General features: G+C 42.5%; 22 protein-coding genes. 7 read left to right on the top strand and 15 right to left on the bottom strand.

Going from position 1 to position 21,590, the window contains the following annotated elements; all coding sequences use genetic code 11:
- Positions 1-263 (bottom strand): hypothetical protein (locus tag BMX50_RS34805; protein WP_208864766.1); only part of this gene is annotated, 263 nt, incomplete at its 3' end.
- Between the two features lie 373 nt (positions 264-636).
- Here BMX50_RS34805 and sucD point away from each other — a divergent pair.
- Entirely contained in the window at positions 637-1,515 is an 879-nt protein-coding gene (gene sucD, locus BMX50_RS28430; RefSeq protein ID WP_091218750.1) for a succinate--CoA ligase subunit alpha, read from the top strand.
- Positions 1,516-1,951: 436 nt separating this feature from the next.
- Here sucD and BMX50_RS28425 read toward each other — a convergent pair whose 3' ends face one another.
- The gene (locus tag BMX50_RS28425; RefSeq protein ID WP_208864822.1) at positions 1,952-3,133 is read right to left on the bottom strand and encodes an asparagine synthetase B; all 1,182 of its coding nucleotides are present in this window, start codon (positions 3,131-3,133) and stop codon (positions 1,952-1,954) included.
- Positions 3,134-3,407: 274 nt separating this feature from the next.
- Here BMX50_RS28425 and BMX50_RS28420 point away from each other — a divergent pair, with 274 nt between their 5' ends.
- The 3 genes from BMX50_RS28420 (at position 3,408) to BMX50_RS28410 (ending at position 5,037) form a co-directional block, all read left to right on the top strand.
- Complete coding sequence (locus tag BMX50_RS28420) at positions 3,408-3,908, top strand: hypothetical protein (protein WP_091218746.1); 501 nt, start codon at positions 3,408-3,410, stop codon at positions 3,906-3,908.
- 104 nt (positions 3,909-4,012) lie between these two features.
- Positions 4,013-4,450 (top strand): peptidylprolyl isomerase, encoded by a 438-nt coding sequence (locus BMX50_RS28415; protein ID WP_091218741.1) that lies wholly within the window; start codon positions 4,013-4,015, stop codon positions 4,448-4,450.
- A gap of 80 nt (positions 4,451-4,530) precedes the next feature.
- Positions 4,531-5,037, top strand: a complete 507-nt coding sequence (locus tag BMX50_RS28410; RefSeq protein WP_091218823.1) for a DUF5606 family protein — start codon at positions 4,531-4,533, stop codon at positions 5,035-5,037.
- 85 nt (positions 5,038-5,122) lie between these two features.
- Here the strand turns inward: BMX50_RS28410 and BMX50_RS28405 are convergent, their stop codons facing one another.
- From BMX50_RS28405 to rlmH, 8 genes are all read right to left on the bottom strand, one after another.
- On the bottom strand, positions 5,123-5,581 hold the full coding sequence (locus tag BMX50_RS28405; protein WP_143065286.1) for a hypothetical protein: 459 nt from the start codon (positions 5,579-5,581) through the stop codon (positions 5,123-5,125).
- 142 nt (positions 5,582-5,723) lie between these two features.
- Positions 5,724-5,978, bottom strand: coding sequence for a hypothetical protein (locus tag BMX50_RS28400; protein ID WP_091218733.1), 255 nt, complete (start codon positions 5,976-5,978; stop codon positions 5,724-5,726).
- A 65-nt stretch (positions 5,979-6,043) separates the two neighbouring features.
- The gene (locus tag BMX50_RS28395; protein WP_091218728.1) at positions 6,044-6,451 is read right to left on the bottom strand and encodes a Dabb family protein; all 408 of its coding nucleotides are present in this window, start codon (positions 6,449-6,451) and stop codon (positions 6,044-6,046) included.
- A 79-nt stretch (positions 6,452-6,530) separates the two neighbouring features.
- Complete coding sequence (locus BMX50_RS28390; RefSeq protein ID WP_091218724.1) at positions 6,531-6,962, bottom strand: DUF1801 domain-containing protein; 432 nt, start codon at positions 6,960-6,962, stop codon at positions 6,531-6,533.
- 52 nt (positions 6,963-7,014) lie between these two features.
- Positions 7,015-7,296 (bottom strand): hypothetical protein, encoded by a 282-nt coding sequence (locus BMX50_RS28385; RefSeq protein ID WP_091218721.1) that lies wholly within the window; start codon positions 7,294-7,296, stop codon positions 7,015-7,017.
- An 84-nt stretch (positions 7,297-7,380) separates the two neighbouring features.
- On the bottom strand, positions 7,381-7,833 hold the full coding sequence (locus BMX50_RS28380) for an SUKH-3 domain-containing protein (protein WP_091218717.1): 453 nt from the start codon (positions 7,831-7,833) through the stop codon (positions 7,381-7,383).
- Positions 7,834-7,848: 15 nt separating this feature from the next.
- Positions 7,849-8,793, bottom strand: a complete 945-nt coding sequence (locus BMX50_RS28375) for a cation diffusion facilitator family transporter (protein ID WP_091218714.1) — start codon at positions 8,791-8,793, stop codon at positions 7,849-7,851.
- A gap of 165 nt (positions 8,794-8,958) precedes the next feature.
- On the bottom strand, positions 8,959-9,432 hold the full coding sequence (rlmH, locus tag BMX50_RS28370) for a 23S rRNA (pseudouridine(1915)-N(3))-methyltransferase RlmH (RefSeq protein WP_091218820.1): 474 nt from the start codon (positions 9,430-9,432) through the stop codon (positions 8,959-8,961).
- Positions 9,433-9,495: 63 nt separating this feature from the next.
- Here rlmH and BMX50_RS28365 point away from each other — a divergent pair, with 63 nt between their 5' ends.
- The gene (locus tag BMX50_RS28365) at positions 9,496-11,304 is read left to right on the top strand and encodes a MutS-related protein (RefSeq protein WP_091218711.1); all 1,809 of its coding nucleotides are present in this window, start codon (positions 9,496-9,498) and stop codon (positions 11,302-11,304) included.
- A gap of 202 nt (positions 11,305-11,506) precedes the next feature.
- On the opposite strand, the gene BMX50_RS28360 is transcribed toward BMX50_RS28365, so the two are convergent.
- From BMX50_RS28360 to BMX50_RS28340, 5 genes are all read right to left on the bottom strand, one after another.
- Positions 11,507-14,053 (bottom strand): TonB-dependent receptor, encoded by a 2,547-nt coding sequence (locus BMX50_RS28360; protein WP_091218706.1) that lies wholly within the window; start codon positions 14,051-14,053, stop codon positions 11,507-11,509.
- 484 nt (positions 14,054-14,537) lie between these two features.
- Positions 14,538-15,350 carry a DUF4249 domain-containing protein gene (locus BMX50_RS28355; protein WP_091218703.1) on the bottom strand — a complete coding sequence of 271 codons (813 nt, stop codon included), beginning with the start codon at positions 15,348-15,350 and terminating at the stop codon, positions 14,538-14,540.
- Positions 15,341-18,145: a TonB-dependent receptor gene (locus BMX50_RS28350; RefSeq protein WP_091218699.1), complete on the bottom strand. Its 2,805-nt coding sequence runs from the start codon at positions 18,143-18,145 to the stop codon at positions 15,341-15,343. The genes BMX50_RS28355 and BMX50_RS28350 overlap by 10 nt, the downstream gene beginning before the upstream one ends.
- 397 nt (positions 18,146-18,542) lie before the next feature.
- Complete coding sequence (locus tag BMX50_RS28345) at positions 18,543-19,247, bottom strand: LytR/AlgR family response regulator transcription factor (RefSeq protein WP_243770910.1); 705 nt, start codon at positions 19,245-19,247, stop codon at positions 18,543-18,545.
- Positions 19,244-20,278 carry a sensor histidine kinase gene (locus BMX50_RS28340; protein WP_091218695.1) on the bottom strand — a complete coding sequence of 345 codons (1,035 nt, stop codon included), beginning with the start codon at positions 20,276-20,278 and terminating at the stop codon, positions 19,244-19,246. The genes BMX50_RS28345 and BMX50_RS28340 overlap by 4 nt, the downstream gene beginning before the upstream one ends.
- A gap of 228 nt (positions 20,279-20,506) precedes the next feature.
- On the opposite strand from BMX50_RS28340, the gene BMX50_RS28335 reads away from it, so the two are divergent.
- Positions 20,507-20,875: a glyoxalase superfamily protein gene (locus BMX50_RS28335; protein ID WP_244281130.1), complete on the top strand. Its 369-nt coding sequence runs from the start codon at positions 20,507-20,509 to the stop codon at positions 20,873-20,875.
- Positions 20,876-20,993: 118 nt separating this feature from the next.
- Positions 20,994-21,551, top strand: coding sequence for an REP-associated tyrosine transposase (locus BMX50_RS28330; RefSeq protein WP_091218814.1), 558 nt, complete (start codon positions 20,994-20,996; stop codon positions 21,549-21,551).
- Positions 21,552-21,590: the final 39 nt, after the last annotated feature.

Here is a 21,590-nt window from a genome sequence, read left to right as displayed (position 1 = left end):
ATCTTTGAGCGCTGTTGACTAAAAGCAGACTTGGTGGCTTTCAGTTCCTGAAAACCCATATGATCGAAGAATGCTGATAGCTCTATATCATAACTTCTCTTAAAAAAATTAAGCAGCATGCATACTACCAGTTCAAAATGAAGCTTACGCCTTCTGCTAAAAGCATTACAAGAGTTGGTGAATAGCTGTCTTAACTCGCTATTTTGAGATGAAAGGGCAATAAAATTCCGTAAATCTGAAATGATTTTTAAGTTTGCTGACATACCACAGTTTTTTGATTCGTAACCATAAAGAACCGGATTTTATCCGGTTCTGAACTGTGGTGTTCCTTAACTTAATGACATTGGGATACCGGCCATGTGGATAAGGCCTGTAGGCGTATGAGCGTACAGCCCGGGCCGCAGGTAATGCCCTAATTTTAGTTGGCATCAGGCAGTTTTCAGCAGGCAGTTTTATTCTTCTACAACATAATATCCATTGTGCCATTATCATAAATTTCAGGCCTCCAAAACATGCCTGTCTCTTAATCCCAACTCTTTAAAAGTCACTTTTATGTTAACATATAAATTTAGATTACAATAGGGTTTGACATTCGGGCAAAAACTTTAGCTTTGCCGTACTAAAACGAAAAAACCAATGAGTGTACTCGTAAATAAAGATTCAAAAGTTATTGTACAAGGTTTCACCGGTAAAGAGGGTTCATACCATGCCGAGCAAATGATTGCTTATGGCACTCAGTTAGTTGGTGGTGTTACACCAGGTAAAGGTGGCCAAAGCCATTTAGACAGGCCGGTTTTTAACACGGTTAAAGATGCCGTAGTTGCAACCGGTGCTGATGTATCCATCATTTTTGTACCTCCAGCTTTTGGCGCTGATGCCATTATGGAAGCTGCCGAAGCCGGTATTAAGGTTATTGTTTGTATTACCGAAGGTATCCCTACAAAGGATATGATTGCGGTTAAAGAATATTTATCAGATAAGGATGCCCGCCTGATTGGTCCTAACTGCCCTGGTATCATCACTGCTGATGAGAGCAAAATTGGTATCATGCCTGGCTTTATCTTTAAAAAAGGTAATGTTGGTGTGGTTTCAAAATCAGGTACTTTAACTTACGAAGCGGTTGACCAGGTAGTTAAAGCCGGTTTGGGTATCACTACAGCTATCGGTATCGGTGGCGACCCGATCATCGGTACACCAACCAAAGAAGCTGTTGAATTATTAATGAACGATCCGGATACTCATGGTATCATCATGATTGGCGAAATTGGCGGAAACATGGAAGCTGATGCTGCCCGTTGGATCAAAGCAAACGGTACTAAACCGGTTGTAGGTTTCATTGCAGGTCAAACAGCGCCTCCGGGCCGCCGTATGGGACACGCAGGTGCTATTGTTGGCGGTGCCGATGATACTGCTGCTGCTAAAATGAAGATCATGGCCGAGTGCGGTATCCGCGTGGTTGAATCTCCTGCCGAAATTGGCGCTGCTATGGCTGAAGAATTGGCTAAGTTAGCTTAAAGCTTAAGGCTGAAAGCCGAAAGCAAAAGCTTTATAATATTTGAAAATCCCGGTCATGATTTGGCCGGGATTTTTTGTTTAACGTATAATAAAATCATGTGGACTTGCGCTCGTTTGTAACGAGTGCTTAATATGGTTTGGCGATTGTATCGCCTGTTGCGTTATAAACGCAAACCCAGACTACGCACTCGTTGCAAACGAGCGCGAGTATAGTTTGGCCGGGATTTTTTGTTTAATGTATAATAAAATCATGTCATTGCCAGGAGCAAAACGGGTATGAGCTTCGGCGCGACGTGGCAATCGCATGCTATACAGGGCGGCTTTGCTTCCGTGCGGTTGCCACGCTGCGCTCGCAATGACATGGTTTGTTTTGAACTTGTGCTCGTTTGCAACGCGCGTTTCATGGCTTTCAGCCTTTTGCTTTAAGCTAACAACATCACGTTTTCTGTTTTTTCTTTTTAGCAGCCGGGAAAAGCACGTTGTTTAAGATCAGCCTGTAGCCCGGCGAGTTTGGGTGGAGCTTCAAATCTGTTGGCGGATCATTTACGGCATGCTGGTAATCCTCAGGATCGTGGCCGCCGTAGAAGGTCCATTGGCCTTTGCCATATTCACCGTGAATGTAGCGTGCCTCATTGGCGGTTTTCATCTCGCCCATGATGGTAACGCCGGGTTTAAGCATGCTTTTATTATAAGCTGTGGTTAGGCCCATAAAGCCTTTAATTACCTTATCATGATCTTGCGTAAGCATACTTGGTACGACATCCCATTTGGCCGAAAAATCAAACAGCGTAAAGAAATCCCTTGTCCGGTCTACCTGGCGGGTAGTAGTAACATCAATATTGCTGAATGAGTGTGAAATGGGGTTCATATCCAGCGTGAAATTCTGGAAGGCGAAAGTCTGGCTGAAATCGAGTTTAGCTTGTGCATCCTGGTCGGCAGCGTCGCCATCAAACATGCGTTCGCAGATATCGGTATTGGCCGCGGAAAGGGCAATATCAAAGGTATCGGTACCGGAGCACATAGCAAACAGGAAGCCGCCGCCGGCACAAAAGTCGCGGATGTTTTGCGCTACTGCCAGTTTCATTTTTGATACTTTGCTAAAGCCCAGTTTATGCGCCATAGCCTCCTGGATCTTGATATCATCGGTATACCATTGCGCATAACGGAAAGCACCGTAAAACTTGCTGTATTGCCCGGTAAAATCCTCATGGTGCAGGTGCAGCCAATCGTACTTGGGCAGCTCGCCGTGGATCACTTCTTCATCGTAAACCAGGTCGTACGGAATTTCGGCGTATTTCAAAACGAGGGTAACGGCATCATCCCAGGGTAATTTGTTTTTAGGCGAGTACACTGCCATCCGTGGTGCTTTCTCCAGTTTAACCAGGTCCATGTTTACCGATGGATCGCTTACCTCGGTAATAATTTCGTTGGCTTTGGCATCGGCAATAACTTCGTAGCTTACCCCGCGAATCTTACACTCTTCTTCAACTTTTTGGCCGTACTTCATCATGAAGCTGCCGCCACGGTAATTGAGCAGCCAATCAACTTCTTCACCGTTTTTGAGCACCCAAAAGGCAATACCATATGATTTTAAGTGGTCCTTTTGCTCATCATCCATAGGGATTAAGATTGAGGCAGCTCGTGAAAAAAAGGGTAAAAGGATAAAGGCAAAAGGCAAAAGGAACTTTAGCTTTATAAGTAAAAAACGAAATGTAAGAGGTGAAAAGTTATTGTCTGATGAATTATCCACGATCCTTAATGATTTGTTACTGCCGGGTTATCAAATGTAACGAATAAACAGCTAATGTATTTTAACCATTTTTAACACACAGGGACTTCGGGCTTTGGGCATGTTGTTTTAGTTTTATACCGCTGTTAAATCCTGGCCTTAAATGAGTTTATCTGTTATTAAAAATATCATCCTTGTTGCAATTATATTAATATCTTGTTTGCCTGCGCATGCGCAGATTGGCAACGCCGGAATGCGCCTTAATCGTAACGTGTTAATTAAAAAGCTTACTGAGGCCGATAGTAGCCTTGTTTTTAAGCAAGACACAGATATCAGCCTGCTTCCGAATTTTGTTGCTACAGATGCTAATGGAAGCCGGGCCCAGCTGATTGGCAAGCCTGATGAACTGATGATAGTAAAGTGGACTTACGTTTTCAAAGCTGATGAAAAAGTAAACCTCATAGAACTGCAAAAGCTGGCCTGGTTTGCCAATACCTTAGGCGATCAGGAAGGGCTCGACTGGTTTTTTGCTCAATTGGCCGAATTGGGGAAGGATTATAAAAAGCCAGTTTCGGAGATCAAAATGTTTGATTCAAAGAGAAAAGGTGAGATCAGCTATTCGCCTAAAGAGAAAACGCTTACTATGACATTTACGCCCTGGTAATTAATAAGTATTGCAAACCTTTCGCCTTTTACCTTTCGCCTTTTACCTTTTCTTTAATCCTCAATTTTATTACCTTTGCCAACTGTTTTCTAAAAAAACAAAAAATGAGCAAAGCAATAATCAAAACCGAAAAAGGCGATATGACCGTAGAATTTTACGATCAGGATGCCCCTAATACCGTTGCTAACTTTAAAAAATTAGCAAAATCAAACTTTTATGATAACGTGACCTTTCACCGTGTTATCCCTAATTTTGTGATTCAGGGCGGCGACCCAACCGGTACCGGTGCAGGTGGCCCAGGCTACAAAATTGATTGCGAGCTTACCGGCAACAATCAATACCATGACCGTGGCGTGCTTTCAATGGCTCATGCTGGTCGTAACACTGGTGGTTCACAGTTTTTTATCTGCCATAGCCGTGACAACACTGCACACCTTGACCGTAACCATACCGTTTTTGGTAAAGTGATTGAAAATGTTGAGGTAGTTGACGCTATTCGCCAGGGAGATAAAATTTTAACCATCGAAGTTATTGAAGATTAAGTGAATAGTTGATAGGTGGATGATTTGTCTTTTTATGATGATGAATCATCCGCTTCATCAGGTTGACTAACAAAAAATATATGAATTTACAGGGAATTGTATCAGTATCAGGAAAACCTGGTTTATGGAAGGCTTTGGCTCAAAACAAAACCGGTTACGTGCTGGAAAGTTTAGACGCGCAAAAAACAAAGCTAATAGCTAACCTTTCTACAGCTAAATTAGCCGCTTTGAGCGAGATTACCATTTTTGGTGTTGAAGATGATATCAGGTTAACTGATGTTCTTGAGCGCATGAAATCAGCATCAAACATACCTGATGTTAAAGCCGACGGAAAAGCATTACGTACCTTCTTTTATGAAGTTGCACCAGATCATGATGAAGAAAAAGTTTACTCATCTGATATTAAAAAGGTAATAGCCTGGTTCCAGATATTAAAGCCGCTTCCAATTTTTGAAGAGGCCGATCCAACCCAAGCCCCTGCCCCGGTTGCAGAAGAGCCGGTTGCCGAAACAGTAACTGCTGAGCCGGAAGCTGAACCTGCTGCTCCAAAAGCAAAAGCTAAAAAAGCCACAAAAAAAGCCGAATAATCGGCTTTTTTTGTTTGTAGCAATTCTTTCCTTATTCGATATATACGTTGACACCAACCAATTAGCTTAATGCTACCTTAGCATCTTAATCAAGCGAACCGGTGATCTTTTTACCGGTTGAATCTATACTGATAGTATAGCCCCAGCCTTCTCCGGATAAAGGTATATTTATATTATAATCGATGGATAGCCGCTTTCCCGATATGCTCAGATCTGGAGTGTAGTAGAGTACGCCATATTTTTTCAGTCTCATGGAAACGGACTTACTAAAATCACTTTTAGTTATAGCGCCTTTATAAATCATCCTGGAGTTGATCTTAAACTCTATCTCCGATATAAAGTTGTGTGTTTGAAATTCGGAGATTCCATAAACATCCAGATATTCCTGTGGTACGCTTATTTTATTATCATAACTACAATAATGCCTGAATTTTATCGATACAGTATCGCCATTATCTGCTATTTCTGTGCTATCCACTTTAATGGTATCCCTGTAACTCCTTAATACCGCATCTTTAATGCTATCAAGTTGGGATTTATCCATGCTTTTTAACCGTTGTAAAGCAGTACGTTTAGGATTAGAACAGCTTAAAATAAAGTTACATACCACTGTTATCAACAAAATGTTTATGAAATAATTTAAGCATTTTGTTTTCATGATAAACTTTAAATCCAGGTGGGTAGTCTTATTGTTGTGTTTTAATGAAGTTGATCAAAGCGAAACCTCCTTTTGTACGTATATCAAAACACCATACGTTCTCCAACCCGGTAAGCAAAACGGCTTCATCATCATCAAAGCCATTTTTAATAATTATCGTTTTGTCATCAAGTGTTAAACCTTTAATTTCATCGGTTTCCAGTTTCTTCGCCCAAAGAATCATTGCCTCATTTTCATTATGTGCCCGTACTTGCGAAACGTAGGTGCCTCCAAGGTAATCCATAATAAAAGTATACAAAGAAACCATTCTTTTAGAAGAAGAGAGTTATAACGTGGGATAGTTGAGACTTAAGCATCCTGCGCGTCATAAACAATAACCTTTTCCCAAAGGTGGCTGCAGTTTTTAATAAACTCCAGGTGGATGGGGTGAGTTTGATAGGTTGCCTGTCCGGCCAGGTCGCTGAAGAACATGAGCTCAGATACAGCCCATGAGTTATCAACCACATCGCGTTTTTCGGTACTGGCTACAACACCTACACGAAGCTTGCGTACTGTTTCAATTTTGGCAAGGGTTTTAACACCGGCTACCAGTTTATCACGATCTTCTGTTGATCCCGGGTTTTTAAGCCAGAAAAATACATGGTGAACTATTGGCCATTCTTCTTTTTGCTCTTTCAATGATATTGCCGATGCAGTAACTGTTCCTGCAGCTAATGCCGCTGTTGTGGTTATAAATTTTCTCCTGGTTGATTTCATAATAGGTTAAATAATCGCTTTAAGGTAGCAAGAATTATTAAATAAACATTGGTATTTGCGTAGTGCCCCGGTTTAAGATTTAATTTTCAGCTGTAACCTTAACTCCGTACTGTATTGCCGCATCAAGTGTACTAAGGTTGATATCTTTCAGCGTTTTGAATTTAATGCAATATCCGGTTACGCTTGCCTTGCCGAGGTCTTTTCCAAAAGTTTGAGCCAAATATGTTTTATCCTTTATCCCGAGGATATAAACTGAAATTCCGGTTGTATTTGCGCTGATGCCAATTTGATAAAACTCTTTGGTTGTACCATCGGCGTATTTTATGGTGTATGATCCATATCCGATATTGGGATTACTAACAACTTTATTTTCGCTGTCCCTACCATCCAGGAACCATAATTTACATCCCGGCAGTAACTGAAGTATGTGTAAATGCAAGGTTTGCATGTCATTCCGTTTTGGTTCGGGCTGGCTGGCGATATATGCTTCGATTTGTTCCTGTATGTTCATACTAAATTCCTTTGGTTGTCATCAATATTTCAAACTGAATACTGTCCGTTTATCAAAATATGTCTAAAACATAAAGCAGCCCGATAATAGGTATTATATTAGAAAATATAATGAGGCCAATATTTTGATCGTCCTTCTCCCTTTTTGCATAGCGCGACAGGAATATGAGGAAGCCGATATAGTAAAAGAACGGTAAGATAAATATGGTAAAGAGCAGCTTCCCTGCCGGGCCGATCAACTGGCCCCATCCTAATATAACCGGCCATGCCACCATTGCGATTATTTCAAGAAAGGTAATTACAGAAAGTGCTTTTAAGGTTTTGGCTTTGCTCATCTTCAGGTAATAGTTTTACCATAAAAATAAGAAAATCAGTGGTTTTAAGAAATAGTTTCGCAGCGAACCATTTGTTGCTAAATATCATAAATAAGGTATTTCCTTAGAATTAAGACGCAGACATATTGCCTCGATTGCTTCTCGCCCGCTATTTGCTATAAAACACAAGAAATCATCATATCCGCCATACACCGCACCATCTTCATCCATCATTAAAGTCAAATGATTTGAATATGCTTCCCCTATAATGCAAAGGTTTTTGTTTGCCAACCGTGTTTTATAATCTTTCTGAGCCCACAACGGATCTACACCACGTACAGCTTCTTTAGCATCGAAATGTACTGTATCGGTTCCATGGGCTCGGAGAAAGATAATATTAAGGCGACCAAATTCGGTTAAAAATTTTTCTACTGCTATTGGGATGGTAAACCCATTAACCGTTAGTTCCTGTTTGAAATCTGTTATATCAATTTCCCTGCCTTGATACCACCCTGCCTGGCTTAATAATGATGCTATGGGCGCTGCGAATTGAAACATGTAACATTAAAGCAATTACAAACACTCAGGCTGCTTACACTCCTCTTCCGAAAATTCGGGTTCAAAGGTGCTATGGCTGATATCCAGATGCTCCAGCCGGTGACGCAGATCATGTTTGATATTATCAAAATCGGCCATTGATTCGGGGCTGATCACCAAATGAGCAGTAAGCGCATTTTCGGTAGTGCTGAGCGCCCAAACGTGCATGTGGTGTACATCAACCACACCTTTGGCTTTTTTGAGTTCGGCTTTGATTTTATCGAGGTCCATTTCGGCAGGTACGCCGTCCATTTCCAAACGTAAACTGGCAATAAGCAGGCTCCAGGTGCCACGCAATATCACAAAACCTATTATAAGGCTCACTACGCTGTCAATCCAATATAGTTTGGTGAAGTATATGATGAGGCCGGATACCACTACGCCAAACGATACAATGGCATCCACAGCCATGTGCAGGTAAGCGCCTTTAATATTCAGGTCGGTATCTTTATCCTTTACAAACAGCCATGCGGTAAAGGCATTAATGCCTATGCCTATAAAAGCCACCCAGGCCATAGTTCCGCCGGATACTGTTTCGGGGGTCATGAAACGCATAACGGCTTCATAAATAATAAAGCCAACCGCAACAAATAATATTACTGCGTTAAAGAACGATACGATGATGGTAGACCGTTTATAGCCATAGGTGTATTTACTGTTGGCACTTACCTTAGTCAGCTTGAAAGCAAGCAGGGCCAGTGCAAGTGAGGCCACGTCGCTCAGGTTATGACCGGCATCGGTTAACAGGGATAGCGAGTGTGTTATAAAACCAGTAATGGCCTCAACCACCACAAATACCGAGTTAAGCACGATACCCCATATAAAAGCCGAATTTAAATGATCGAGCTTAGGGGCGTGATCATGGTGATGGTGCCCATGCCCGTGCGAATGCGAGTGTGAATGATCGTGACCTGCTGACATTTAGCAAAGGTAGGGAAAGATTTTAGATGTGCAGATTTTAGATGTGCAGATTCATGTGTTGTTCATTTTCTGAACCTTGATTAACTTGATTTTAGGATTTCATGAATTTGGTTACGAGCATGCTTTATCAGGGCAATCCTCAAATCCTAAGAATCATGGTTCGAATTACTCATGATGATAAGGCTCACCCTTCATAATGGTATATGCCCTGTACAACTGCTCCACAAAAAACAGGCGTACCATCTGGTGTGAAAATGTCATGCGCGAAAGGGAAATTTTATCGTTTGCACGCTGATAAACGGAATTATCAAAGCCGTATGGTCCGCCTATGATGAATATCAGGTTGGCCGATGTGGTAACCTCCTTTTTGTTAATGTAAGCGGCAAACTGGGTTGAAGTAAATTCAGCTCCCTTTTCATCCATCAGGATCACAAAATCAAGCGGGGTGATCTTTTTCAGGATCAGCTCAGCTTCTTTGGCTTTTTGCTGCTCGGGGCTCAGGGCTTTGGTATTCTTGAGCTCCGGGATTTCGGCAAGCTCCAGTTTGGTGTAGTGCTTTAACCGTTTTACATATTTGTCTATGCCTTCTTTCAGGTAGGCATCCTCAGTTTTTCCAACGGTAAGGAACGTGATCTTCATATCTGCAACAAATAAACGTTTATTTAAAATATATGTGTTTATTTTGGTTGAATTTATCTGCAAATGGAACAAACAATTATCACCGATTATACCCAAAGGGCCAACCTCGCAGCTGCCGAAGCAGCCAAATATAAAAGTCTTGCCAATACTTATTCGCTTATGCGGCTTGGCATTTTTGCTATGGTGGCCGTAACTATAGCCTTCGCCATTCACTTCGACAATTTCAGCATCATTGCTGTTGCTTTTGTGTTGCTGGTTTTTGCCTTTGCCTGGTTGGTGGCCCGGCAAAGCGCTTTTGAAAAGGAAAAGCAGTATTATGATGACCTGAAACAGGTAAATGAAAATGAAATAGGCAGCATCCAGGCTCATCGTAATATTTACAATGATGGCACACGTTATGCCAACGACAAGCATTTTTATACGTCCGATCTGGATGTCTACGGCAATGCGTCGTTATATCAGCTTATTAACCGTACTGCTACCACACCAGGTAATAACAAACTGGCCGGTTGGCTCAATGCACCGGCAAACAAGCAAACTGTATTGCAGCGGCAGGAAGCTGTTAAAGAAATTGTCACTAAAAATAGCTGGAAACTCGACCTGCAAACTCGCCTTGTTTTTGCCATAAAGCAGGATGTGAACCAGCTTAAAAACCTGTTCAAATACCTGCATATCCCGCTTGATATGCCCGGCGAAAAGTGGCTCGCCGCTTATACCAAAATAGCTCCTTACCTTTTTACAGCTTTACTTATCGTGGCTTATTTCTATTCCCCGGCAAAATTGGCGGCAATAACCGTTGGTTTGTTCAATATGGGAGTAGTGTTTTCAAAAGCGGCCTATATCCGTAAAGCCGATCTCATTGCCGGAAAAATAGGTGATACTTTAGCCAATTATGCCGGTGTATTTAAGTGCATTGAAGATCAGCAATGGCAGTCCGGTTACAGCAACACGCTGGCGCAACAACTAAAAACCGATAAAACATCGGCCAAAATAAAAGAGTTGGGGCAATTGATCAATAAGCTTAATTACCATCTTAACTTATTAGTTGGCTTTGTGCTCAACCTGTTTTTTTTATGGGATATCCGCCAGATCATCGCCATTGAAAACTGGAAACGCCAAAACCAGGATAGTCTTGAAGCGTCTTTTGATGTTATTGCCGAATTTGAATCACTACTGAGCCTTGCCGGTTTGGCTGTGAACTATCCGGAGTGGAGTTTTCCCGTTATTGACGACAGGCAGGGCTATACCCTTACGGCCAAAGCCATTGCCCACCCACTTATTGATGCCACCAAACGCATCGAAAATGATTATGAGCTGGATAATACTTTCAAAGTTGATATCATCACCGGATCAAACATGGCCGGCAAAAGCACTTTTTTGCGTACGGTGGGTATCAATACTGTACTGGCTTTAAGCGGAGCACCTGTTTGCGCCAAAAGTATGCAGGTATCGGTGATCACCATGATCAGCTATATGCGGATCAAAGATTCGCTTAATGAAAGTACATCAACCTTTAAGGCCGAGCTCGACCGCTTGCAAATGTTGCTGGCCGCAGTTGAAAATGAGCCTAAGGTGTTTTTCCTGATAGACGAAATGCTGCGCGGTACCAATTCCGTTGATAAATACCTCGGCTCAAAAGCAGTTATAGAACAGCTGATCCGCAAGAACGCCGTAGGTATGGTAGCCACCCATGATTTGCAGATAGCCCATCTCGAGACTAAATATCCTAATTATGTTCGCAACTTTTATTTCGATATCCAGGTGGTAAACGGCGAAATGTTGTTTGACTATAAGATCAAGCATGGCGAATGCAAAACTTTTAATGCCTCGCTATTGCTTAAGCAGATTGGTATTGAGGTGGATGCGGAGTAACTCTTCGCTGCGTCATTGCGAGGTACGAAGCAATCCCCAACAGGCAGAGAGGCTGTGCAAGTCCGCCCTGTAAAGTAGGGGATTGCTTCGTGCCTCGCAATGACGGACACTGATAAAAAAGAAAAAGCCGGAAGCATTGACGCTTCCGGCTTTTTTATTTTTCTTGATTCCTGACTCTAACAGTCTTGACTTCTAAGCAAAATTATCTGCCGCCTGGGCCACCCTGACCGCCGGCCTGATCGCCTTGTTTTTGGTCGTCGTTGTTAACGCCTTTTTTCTGCTGATTAGGGTTGCTGAAGCTTAACTTACCAAAGCTGTAGCTAAACGTGATCCCAAACGAACGGAATGGGAATGCTGTTGAGCTGGTTTGCGTAAAGCCTGGGCTATTGATGTTCTGGTCAAAATGCTTGTCCCTTGCAAATGGCTGTACGGTATTGAAGCCGATAGCCAGTTTTTTATCTAAGAACTGTTTTTTAACACCGAAGGCATAGATACCGAACGATGGGTTAGTACCCTGGATAGTACGGCGTGATGAGTTGGTGAAACCAAACAGCTCGGCAAGGAAGTTATGCGGAAACTGGTACGATGCACTTCCGAAAGCAGAGTACTGAAAATAAGTACCTGTTGCAGATGAGTTTTGTACAAACACACCCTGCGGACTTGGACTATAAGTAAAACCGTTAATGCTGGCACGGATAGTTAATGGCTTAATTGGATTTATTGATCCGAAAAAGCTGGCACCAATTGAATTATTTACACCAACGTTTGAGTATGTGGTACGGGTAGCTATAACCGGTTTGTTGTTGATAGTATCAACAATTGGGCTTGCTATACCTTCAATCAAATCGCTGGTATGTTTGTAATACACAGAGAAGTTAAGTACTGATGATTTGATAAAGGTGTTATAGTTTAACTCAACAGTTTGTGAAATCTCCGGCGATAAGTTAGGATTACCTACAGTTTGGTTCTGCACGTTAGCACGGTTGATGAACGGGTTCAAAAACTGAAGGCTTGGGCGCTGGATCCTTTTGCTGTATGATAACTTGATAGTGTTTGAACCAAATTGTTTTTGTAAGGTTAAACTTGGGATAAAAGTTGTATAACTTGCAGTAAATGGCTCCAGGGTTTGGAAACCTGAACTACCTTCTTCCTGGAAAGGATTTTGTGGATCACCTTTAATCCTGGTGTTTTCAACACGACCACCTACCAATATCGAATAGCTTTTAGGAAGCGTGAACGTTAATACGGTATAGCCTGCGTACACATTCTGATTGTAATCATACAGGTTTGAATTTAATACATCTCTAACCGGATTGTTACCTTCGGTATCTGTATTAAAAATATCGTAATTACTGTTGATGCGGCGTTGAATGGTTTTAGCGCCTGCTTCTACCTTTAACAGTTTGCTTACAGGTAAAGTATAATCGGCTTGTCCAGTATATTCGTTGTTTTTGCCATTGTTATCACCTATCTGGCTTGGGTTAACAGCGGTAAAAATGCTTGTATAGTCTGTTGTGATATCACTATGGCTCCACTGACCTGATATGGTCAGTTCGTGACCTTCTTTTTTAAATTTGTGGGTATAGTCGATATTCCAGTCAAAACCGCCAAAATGGTTGTGTGATGTAGTTCGGCCGTTATAAGTTAACAAGTTGCCATTCAGCGTACGGTTGTAATCGCCGCCGCCATTGGTATTAAAACCACCATCATTTAACCTGAAGGTACTGTTGATGCTGTTAAAGGCGTTAAACTCATAACCTGCGGTAACCGAACCTATAGCGCCGTGTCTTTTGATCCTGCTTGATGTATTATTGCGGTTATGGAGGCTAACAGCAGCAACTGTATCATGTGCAGGGGTATTGATCATCTGGTCGAAAGTAGTCAACGAGGTTTGCGGCCATGTTAAGTTACCGCCGGCGTTAATACCTAAGCTGAAACGGTTTTTGTTATAGTTTAGGTTGATGTTACCATTGTTTTGGCGTGTACCTACACCACCGCTCACCGAACCGCTAAAGCCCGAAACATTTTTTTGCTTGGTAATGATATTGATGATACCACCTGAACCTTCAGCATCATATTTGGCCGACGGTGAAGTTACAACCTCAATGCTTTTGATCTGATCGGCTGGGATGGTTTTTAACACATCAGATAAACTTGCTGATGTAGCGCCGGATGGCTTACCGTTTATCAATACTTTAATGTTCTGGTCGCCACGGATAGATACGTTACCGTTAATGTCAACGTTTACCAACGGTACTTTTTGCAATACGTCGGTAGCGTTACCGCCGGCAGCTGTAAGGTCTTTTTCGGCATTGTAAACTATTTTGTCAATCTTGTTTTCAATCAACGCAGCCTGGCCAACTACCGAAACTTCTTTCAGCGCATGGGCCCCCGGCGAAATGAAAAGCTGGCCCAGTTTATTATCGGGTTTTGAGGCTGTAGTAGTAACCGGTTCAATAAACTTGGTTGGGTATCCAATAAACGAAACCGCCAGCTTGTATGTGCCTGGCTTTACATTATCCAGTTTAAAGTTTCCTTTTTCATCGGTTAAAACACCTGTAATTGGCGATTTGCCGCCGGTACGGTATAAGCCCACCGTGGCATAATCCAATGGTTTTTTGGTAAGTGAGTCAATCACAGTACCAGAAATTCTGCCTGTTACACTCGGGCCGCCTCCGCCAACTCCAAACTGAGCCTGGGCCGAAAAAGCAATGCAGAATAATACAATAAGTATGTAAAAACGTTTCATTTAGTGTTATTTTGGTAATTGGAGGCGAAAATACCCTAAATGTTACATGCTTAAATTTTATTTTTTTACAAAAAGTGCAATTGTCATGTATTAGTTACACTAACATGATACAAACCGTATATTTTACAATAAACGTTTAAACGGGTGTTTACAATGCAGTGACAAAGAGGGATAATTAATACATGTCATTGCGAGCGAAGCGTGGCAATCTCGTAGCTATACAGGGTAAATATGCACTGCGGCTGACATGGCTACGAGAAAGCCACGTCACTCCCTTCTTTGAGCCCCCTGCTATTTACAATGCGGTGATAAAGGGGGGCGAAACCAAAGGTAATTTAAAATAAACGCTTTGGAAGCGACGCTGGCTTTATAACATGCGGTTGCCGCGCCGTCCCATTGCATTAATCCTTTTTGCTTTTTTCAATTCGTCTTGTTCAGAAGACTTACGAAGTTTTTAAAACTTCGTAAGTTCGGATTATCAGAGTTACTCTGTTGTTACCTTCAAATTCAAGGTATCGGCCTGCATCGCTGTAAAAATGCCCAGGCCGTTAACAACATTGGTTGGGGTGTTTACCAGGTTTTGCGAGCTGCCCCGGGTATTGCTGGTTAATACATTGATGTATTCGTCATTTACCCTCAGCAATATCACCTTATAAGCCCCGTAGTATTTGAACGTAGTTTGCGTTATGCTGTAGGTCGAGGCACGTTCAGTATTGATTTCGAAGCTTGCATTTCTATTATTTCTTACTGCTATGATCTCGAAAGGGTTACTGTCGGTATTCTTGAAAAGCAGCATATGCTGTAACGAATCAGGGTTGGTCCAGGTGATGGTTTCACGAACCTTGTCGTTATATGCCTGATCGATAGTATTAGGCTCATGAAATACAGTATCAGTTATTTTAAAACCTTCAGGTTTACCTGGCATTACTGTCGAAGCACTGATGGCCACATTATTATAGGTAAACTGCATGCTATAAGTTTTACCCGCAGTTACAAATGAGGCATCGCTGTAAGTGTAAGTTCCGCTTGTTGTTTCGGTAAGTTTTACGGTTTGCGCGCCGTTGCTCACATTGATACTTAAACCGGTTAAAGCTGCGCCATAAGTAGCAGTATCGGTAAGGTCTTTTTGCTGATAAACTTTTACCGAAATCGGCTGCCCGGCAACCAGGTATGCTTCAACAACAGGTTTATTCACCGCGTTCGTATCTGAAGAGTTTTTTTTGCAGGCCGATGCCATCATCAGGCAGCCGGTTATCAGTGCAAAAAACGTATATTGTATGTATGTTTTTATTTCCATCTTAAGCTTAATGTAACGTTAGGGGTAAAGCCGAGGTAGTTAACATCGGTGGTGATAACCTGGTTGTTTTGCATCTGGTATTCGCGGTACCAGATATTGGTATGATTATATACGTTAAACAGCGATAAACCTATCGAACCTATTTTATGTCCGTCAATCTTCAGCAGGTCATATGAAACCGACATATCCAACCTGTGATAGGCAGGCAGGCGTTCGGCATTTTTGTCGCTGATGTTGAGGTAAGTAATGCTGTTGCCGTCAACTGTTTTAATGGTGTAGCTGGATAATGGTGCCGTGTAAGGGTGACCGGTACTGAACAGGAAAGTAGCAGCAAAATTCCAGCGCTCGTAATGGTACATGTTGATGGATTTAAACTCATGGCGTACGTCCTGATCGGCAGCATAATAATCAGTGCCAAATGCCGAGAATTTATTCTGTGCCTGGGCAAGGGTATAGCTGATCCAGCCGGTGTAACGCCCCATTTTTTTCTGTACCAAAAACTCAATCCCTTTAGCACGGCCTGTTCCCTGGTAAAAATCTTCGGTTACTGTTTGTGTTTGGTTTTGATTAGCCTCCATCCTGAAACCGCCTCCCGCAGGCTGTGTTTGCCTTACGGTGTATTGGGTAAGGCCGCTAAGCGTTTTGTAATATCCCTCAACGCTAAACAAAAGCTCATCCGTTTCGTAGCTGGTACCTAATATGTAATGCCTTGACATGCCAACAGGGATATTGCTGTTGTTGGATAGCACCCAGAAATTACGGTTACCGCCTAAAATGTCCTCGCGGATCACCTGGTTCTCAAACTGGTAAAACTGTCCGGTCGCGCCTTTGATAGTAAGCCGGTCGTTAACACTATAACTTGCCGAAAGGCGGGGTTCAAAGTACGGTTTGGATGTGGGACCGAAATAACTGGTACGCAAGCCCGGCTGAATATGAAATTTATTGTTTGGGTCGATAGCCAGCTCGGTGTAGAAGCCTGCTAATATGGCATTATTATGCTGGTTGATGAGCTTGCTGGTATCGTTTTGGGTATACTCATAGTCTATTTTTTTGTAGGATGCAAAACCACCGAAGAGCAGCTTGTATTTGTTGCTGGCCGTCCATTCCCACTCAGATTTATAACCCACATCTTTCAGGTTGTTGGTCTCCAAAGTTCCGTTGCTAACGGTATGCGAAATGCCGTTGGTATCAATCTGTGCAAAGCCCGAGGTACTCCTGTTTCTGTCGTTAAAATAAGATGAGTAGGTGATGTAGTTGTTTGAATACAACTTTTTGTTCCACTGCCTGAACCATTTAATACTACTGCCAAGGTTACCGTATTTGGTATAGTCGGTTATGTTGATACCGCTGCTGCCCGACGACAGAAACGAAGGCAGGCCCAGTTGCCTGCTATTGTCTGTTTTATCGGTACCGGTGTATAAGGTCCAGGAAACTTTATCTTTTGAGCTGATACTGTAGGTGTACTTGGCATCAAAATCATAAAAGTATGAACTTGGGGTAATCTGGTTGGCAAAGCCACCACCGCCAAAGCCGCCCCGGCCACCACCGCCACCCGGACCGCCGCCCTGCGTGGTTGAGGTTTGATTAAACTGGTTAAAGATCTTATTATAAAACGGTCCCTGGTATGAACGCCTCACTGCTAATAACAAGGTTGATTTATCAGAAAGCGGCGTTTCCAGGTAACCACTTGCGCTCAGTAAACTCAAATCGGTACCTATATTAGTTTCGTTCTTGTTGCCCTCCTTGCCGTTAAGCTCGGTAACGCTCGAAAGCCTGCCACCATATTTCGCCGTAAAACCACCTTTATATAATTGCACATCTTTGATAGCGCTGGCGTTAAAGGCACTGAAAAAACCGTACAGGTGATCAACCTGGTAAATGGTAAAACCATCCAGCACAACCAGGTTCTGATCGGGGGTACCGCCGCGTACATAAGCACCCGACGATGACTCGTTGGTACCGCTTACACCGGGCATCAGCTGAAATGCCCTTAGTACGTCCTTATCGCCCATGGTTGGCAGCTTATCCAAATTGGCCGGCGAAAGTTGTAACACGCCAACCTGCCTGCTATCGGTATTCATAACGCCGCTTTTTTTACCGGTAATGGTAACCTCGTTTAAGCTGTTGAGCGATGAATACAAACCACAAATCAGTGGCGAATTCAGCTTTTCGCTGCTCAGCCTGAAGTAGTCGGTTTGGTAACCCGTATATGAAACCTCCACTACTGATGTATCTGATGGCACCCTGAACATGGTAAAATAGCCATCAGAGTTGGTCATAACATTGAGGTCGGTACCCCTGATCTTCACCGTTGCCGATGGCAGCGACTCGCCAGTTTGCTGGTCAATCACCCGCCCGTTAATACTCACCAGGAAATGCTTGGGCTTGGCCTTGGGGGCTTCAATTTCTTTGGCCTTTACTGCGTTGGATGCCTGCAATGAAAGCTTGTTGAGTTTTTGCAGCCGTGCCAGGTCGTCGGTATTTTGAAGGATGTAGATGGTGCCGCTTGACTCTATCCAGTAATGCAGGCTGTTTTCATTACAAACCTTGGCAATAACTTCTTTAAGCGGTTCCTCAAAAAAGTGCTCCACAACATCCATTTCGTGAAGGGGCTCCCGTTCAAACACTATGCGAACTTTATAGTTCATAGCCAGCGTATCAAAGAGCTCATCAAGCGGACATGAAAAAAAATGGTTTACTACAATCTTTTTTAGCTTTTGTTGAGTTTGCTGACTATGGGCCACCGTACCGCACATTACAAGGGTGGTTAATAACAATAGGGAAAATTTCTTCATGTAGGGGTATATTTTCTTCAGCGCCGAAATTGCACCATGTTTTGAAGCAGCTCAAATAAAATCGACCATGAGAGGCTTTGTGTCGACAAATTGCCCGGATGTGTGGCAGGGGAATTTTGCTTAGTAGTAGTTGTTAGGGGCAGTTGCAGGTAGTTCCAGGGGCAGTAGCAGGTAAGAACGGGAGTAGTAGTTGGGAACGATGATGAATTTTTGGCTCACCACAAGGCAAGTAGTAGAATACGTTCAAGAAAACTATGTCATTGCGAGGAGGAACGACGAGGCAATCTCGTAGCTATGTAGATCGGACTTGTATTGACTACGAGATTGCCACGCTTCGCTCGCAATGACATAGTTTTTTATATTTGATATTCGACGTCGGAGGCACCAAACAACATTCTTACACCTTCCCGATCATCCTGTTAATCACATCACGGTAACCATCGCTTAGCGGGATCTCGGTGTTGATAAGTTTGATACGGGCACGGCGCATCTGCGATACATGGTCGAGGTTAACGAGGTATGATTTATGTACCCGGAAAAACTGGTCGGGAGGTAATTGCAGCTCAATAGCTTTTAGGCTGATACGGGACAATACCGGTTTTTGCTGATTAATGAGATGTACTTTAATATAATCTTTAAGGCCTTCAATGTATTCAACCTGGTCAAAGCTAATCTTAACAAGGTTATAATCAGCATGCAAAAAGAAATAGTTTTTAGTTGTAGGCTGCGGCACATAACTGCGACGAAGCTCATACAGGTCAAGCGCTTTATGACAGGCTTTCAAAAAACGGTCTAAGGGCACGGGTTTTACCAGGTAATCAACCACATCGAGTTCAAAACCCTCTACCGCAAATTTTTCATAAGCGGTTACAAATATTACCATAGGTTTTTGAGTGAGGCTTCTGATGAGCTGTAAACCATTAATGCCAGGCATGTATATGTCGCTGAAAATAAGGTCAATTTGTTCCTTTTGCATGGCAATGATCGCTTCGCCCGCGTTGCGGCAACGTGCTACTACCTGTATGGTGTTTACGTGTTTCAGGTTATCTTCCAGCAGATCAAGCGCCAGCGGCTCATCGTCAATTATTAAACATCGCATCATTTAAGTTCCAGTTGCAGCATAACTATATAAGCCTGCTCGTTTTGATTGATATATAGGTTGTGTTTGCCGGGATATAACAGTTCGAGCCGGCGTTTAACATTGGCAAGACCGATACCTGAGGCATTATCTTTACTGTCTTCGGTAGGATTATACACGTTTTGTACGCTGAAACGCAGGTTTTTTTCGTCGGTAAAAAGTGTAATAGCTATAGCCGGTGCTTCAATATCTCCAGTGCCATGTTTAAAAGCATTTTCCACAAAGGGGATCAGCAGCATGGGTTCTATCGTTTTTTCGGGAGCTTTGATATCAGAACTGAAGCTCACTTTCACCTGGTCGCGAAAACGGAGCTGCTGCAGTTCGATATAGCTGCGGAGATAGTCTTCTTTTTGGAACAGCGTAACTTTTTCTGCATCGGTTACATAAAGCATATACCGGAGCAATTTGGAAAGCTGAATGAGCGTTGGCTCAACTGCCGAGGGGTTTAACCGTGAAAGCGCGACTGCGCTGTTAATTACATTAAAAATAAAATGCGGACTGATCTGTGAGCGTAAAAAGGCCAGTTCAGAGATCAGCGAAGCATTATCAATGTCCTTTTTTTTGTTGATGGCCTTAAACTGATCGGCCAGGTAGTGATAGGCAAAACTCCCTGCTGTGATGGAGAGTAATGGGAATATAACCAGATAAGGCCCCTGTGGCCGGTGATGCTGCCCCATCCACGGAAAATGAGGTACTGGAAAATAGTGCCGTACTGCCATCAGTATGATATTAAATACCACAAAAGAGGCAAGCAGCGAAAAAAAGTAAAGCCAGATATTCTTTTTTAAGATCCCGGGAATAAGGACAAAAGCGTTGAGATAAAACTCGGCCGCCAGCACGAGGTTAAAACTGATAATATGGCCCAGCGAAAAGGCTGGTTGCGGAAAACCCCGCATATCCGGTCTGGAAATTACGGGCGTAAATATGATCAGTGCCCAAAATAAAAGATGGATACAAATTTCGATAATCAGCGCCGGTTTTATCCGTTTAAACATATCATGCTAAGGTAGTCTCATTTTGAACCCACTCTCAATGTAATAGACGAGGGGGCTAAATGTGCCGACGAAAGTAAGGTATCTGTTGTATGGAAACCTAATTTACAATGTCTTTCGGGGCGTATTTAACATCTATTAACATTTGCAGCCAGTTAATTGAAAACAAGTATGTTCGCTGTACAAAAGCGGCAGCATTTTCCGTTAAATTTGTTTAACAATCAATTACCTATGTCGATAACAAAACCCATTCTCCGAATTTTTGATTACGATAAAGCCATTGAGTTTTATATTACTTGGCTCGGCTTTAAAACTGATTGGGAACATAAGCCCGAAGGTGTGCCGGTATACATTCAAATATCCCTGCGCGATGTGGTGCTTTACCTTTCCGAACATCACGGCGATGCCAGTCCAGGCAGCCACGTGGCTATTGATGATTTTACAGAGCTAAGGGATTATCACGCGCACCTAATCGCCAAGAAATACAAATACAACCGTCCCGGCCTGGAAGTGCCCGAATGGAATGACAAAACTATAACCATGACTGTTCATGATCCTTTTGGCAACAGGCTTACATTTAGTGAAGAATTGAAGGGGTAAGAAGGTTTTTTTTGCGGATTTATAATTATAGAAGCTGTTTTTTAGCGCAAGTGTTGTGTGGTTGGCCGGAGGGATGCTCACTTGTGCTTTCTTTATTATATTTAACTATTTTCAGCGTGTGAGTACCAAATATAAATTCGCTAACCCAGAGGGTGTCTACTTCGTAACCTTTGCAGTGGTTCATTGGGTTGATGTTTTTACAAGAAACATATATCGTGATATCTTGCTTGATAGCTTTCGCTATTGTGTGAAGGAAAAAGGTTTAATTATTTATGGGTTTGTTATTATGAGCAATCACGTTCATTTGCTCATAGGCAAAAAAGGTGATCAAAGTCTATCAGCTATTATGCGGGATATGAAAAAGTTTTCGTCTGTTAAAATTATCAGGGAGATCATAGAAAATCCGGTAGAAAGCCGAAAGCAGTGGATACTTAAACTCTTTTCCGATACAGGAAAAGCAAATTCAAATAATACTCACTATCAATTATGGCAACAAGAAAATCATCCGATAGAAATTGAACCCAATTCAGATATGTTTGATCGAAAGTTGGATTATATTCATCAAAATCCGGTTAAAGCAGGATGGGTCGACGAAGCGTCAGCGTATGTTTATAGCAGTGCTTCTAATTACGAAGAAAAAGGTGGCGTTTTGAGGGAAGTTGAAGTAGTATATTAACTCAAAAGGCACAAGTCATCCACCAGCATTCCTGCCGCA

The organism is Mucilaginibacter gossypiicola, assembly GCF_900110105.1.
In the GTDB taxonomy this organism is placed as follows: Bacteria; Bacteroidota; Bacteroidia; order Sphingobacteriales; family Sphingobacteriaceae; genus Mucilaginibacter; species Mucilaginibacter gossypiicola.
The sequence above is the reverse complement of the archived record's forward strand: the minus strand, read 5'-3'. Positions and strand labels throughout refer to the sequence as shown.

Bases quoted from the DNA above. Each gene is read 5' to 3' on its own strand.
- sucD (WP_091218750.1), top strand. From the start codon at position 637: ATGAGTGTACTCGTAAATAAAGATTCAAAAGTTATTGTACAAGGTTTC.
- BMX50_RS28425 (WP_208864822.1), bottom strand. From the start codon at position 3,133: ATGGATGATGAGCAAAAGGACCACTTAAAATCATATGGTATTGCCTTT.
- BMX50_RS28420 (WP_091218746.1), top strand. From the start codon at position 3,408: ATGAGTTTATCTGTTATTAAAAATATCATCCTTGTTGCAATTATATTA.
- BMX50_RS28415 (WP_091218741.1), top strand. From the start codon at position 4,013: ATGAGCAAAGCAATAATCAAAACCGAAAAAGGCGATATGACCGTAGAA.
- BMX50_RS28410 (WP_091218823.1), top strand. From the start codon at position 4,531: ATGAATTTACAGGGAATTGTATCAGTATCAGGAAAACCTGGTTTATGG.
- BMX50_RS28405 (WP_143065286.1), bottom strand. From the start codon at position 5,581: ATGGATAAATCCCAACTTGATAGCATTAAAGATGCGGTATTAAGGAGT.
- BMX50_RS28400 (WP_091218733.1), bottom strand. From the start codon at position 5,978: ATGGATTACCTTGGAGGCACCTACGTTTCGCAAGTACGGGCACATAAT.
- BMX50_RS28395 (WP_091218728.1), bottom strand. From the start codon at position 6,451: ATGAAATCAACCAGGAGAAAATTTATAACCACAACAGCGGCATTAGCT.
- BMX50_RS28390 (WP_091218724.1), bottom strand. From the start codon at position 6,962: ATGAACATACAGGAACAAATCGAAGCATATATCGCCAGCCAGCCCGAA.
- BMX50_RS28385 (WP_091218721.1), bottom strand. From the start codon at position 7,296: ATGAGCAAAGCCAAAACCTTAAAAGCACTTTCTGTAATTACCTTTCTT.
- BMX50_RS28380 (WP_091218717.1), bottom strand. From the start codon at position 7,833: ATGTTTCAATTCGCAGCGCCCATAGCATCATTATTAAGCCAGGCAGGG.
- BMX50_RS28375 (WP_091218714.1), bottom strand. From the start codon at position 8,793: ATGTCAGCAGGTCACGATCATTCACACTCGCATTCGCACGGGCATGGG.
- rlmH (WP_091218820.1), bottom strand. From the start codon at position 9,432: ATGAAGATCACGTTCCTTACCGTTGGAAAAACTGAGGATGCCTACCTG.
- BMX50_RS28365 (WP_091218711.1), top strand. From the start codon at position 9,496: ATGGAACAAACAATTATCACCGATTATACCCAAAGGGCCAACCTCGCA.
- BMX50_RS28360 (WP_091218706.1), bottom strand. From the start codon at position 14,053: ATGAAACGTTTTTACATACTTATTGTATTATTCTGCATTGCTTTTTCG.
- BMX50_RS28355 (WP_091218703.1), bottom strand. From the start codon at position 15,350: ATGGAAATAAAAACATACATACAATATACGTTTTTTGCACTGATAACC.
- BMX50_RS28350 (WP_091218699.1), bottom strand. From the start codon at position 18,145: ATGAAGAAATTTTCCCTATTGTTATTAACCACCCTTGTAATGTGCGGT.
- BMX50_RS28345 (WP_243770910.1), bottom strand. From the start codon at position 19,247: ATGATGCGATGTTTAATAATTGACGATGAGCCGCTGGCGCTTGATCTG.
- BMX50_RS28340 (WP_091218695.1), bottom strand. From the start codon at position 20,278: ATGTTTAAACGGATAAAACCGGCGCTGATTATCGAAATTTGTATCCAT.
- BMX50_RS28335 (WP_244281130.1), top strand. From the start codon at position 20,507: ATGTCGATAACAAAACCCATTCTCCGAATTTTTGATTACGATAAAGCC.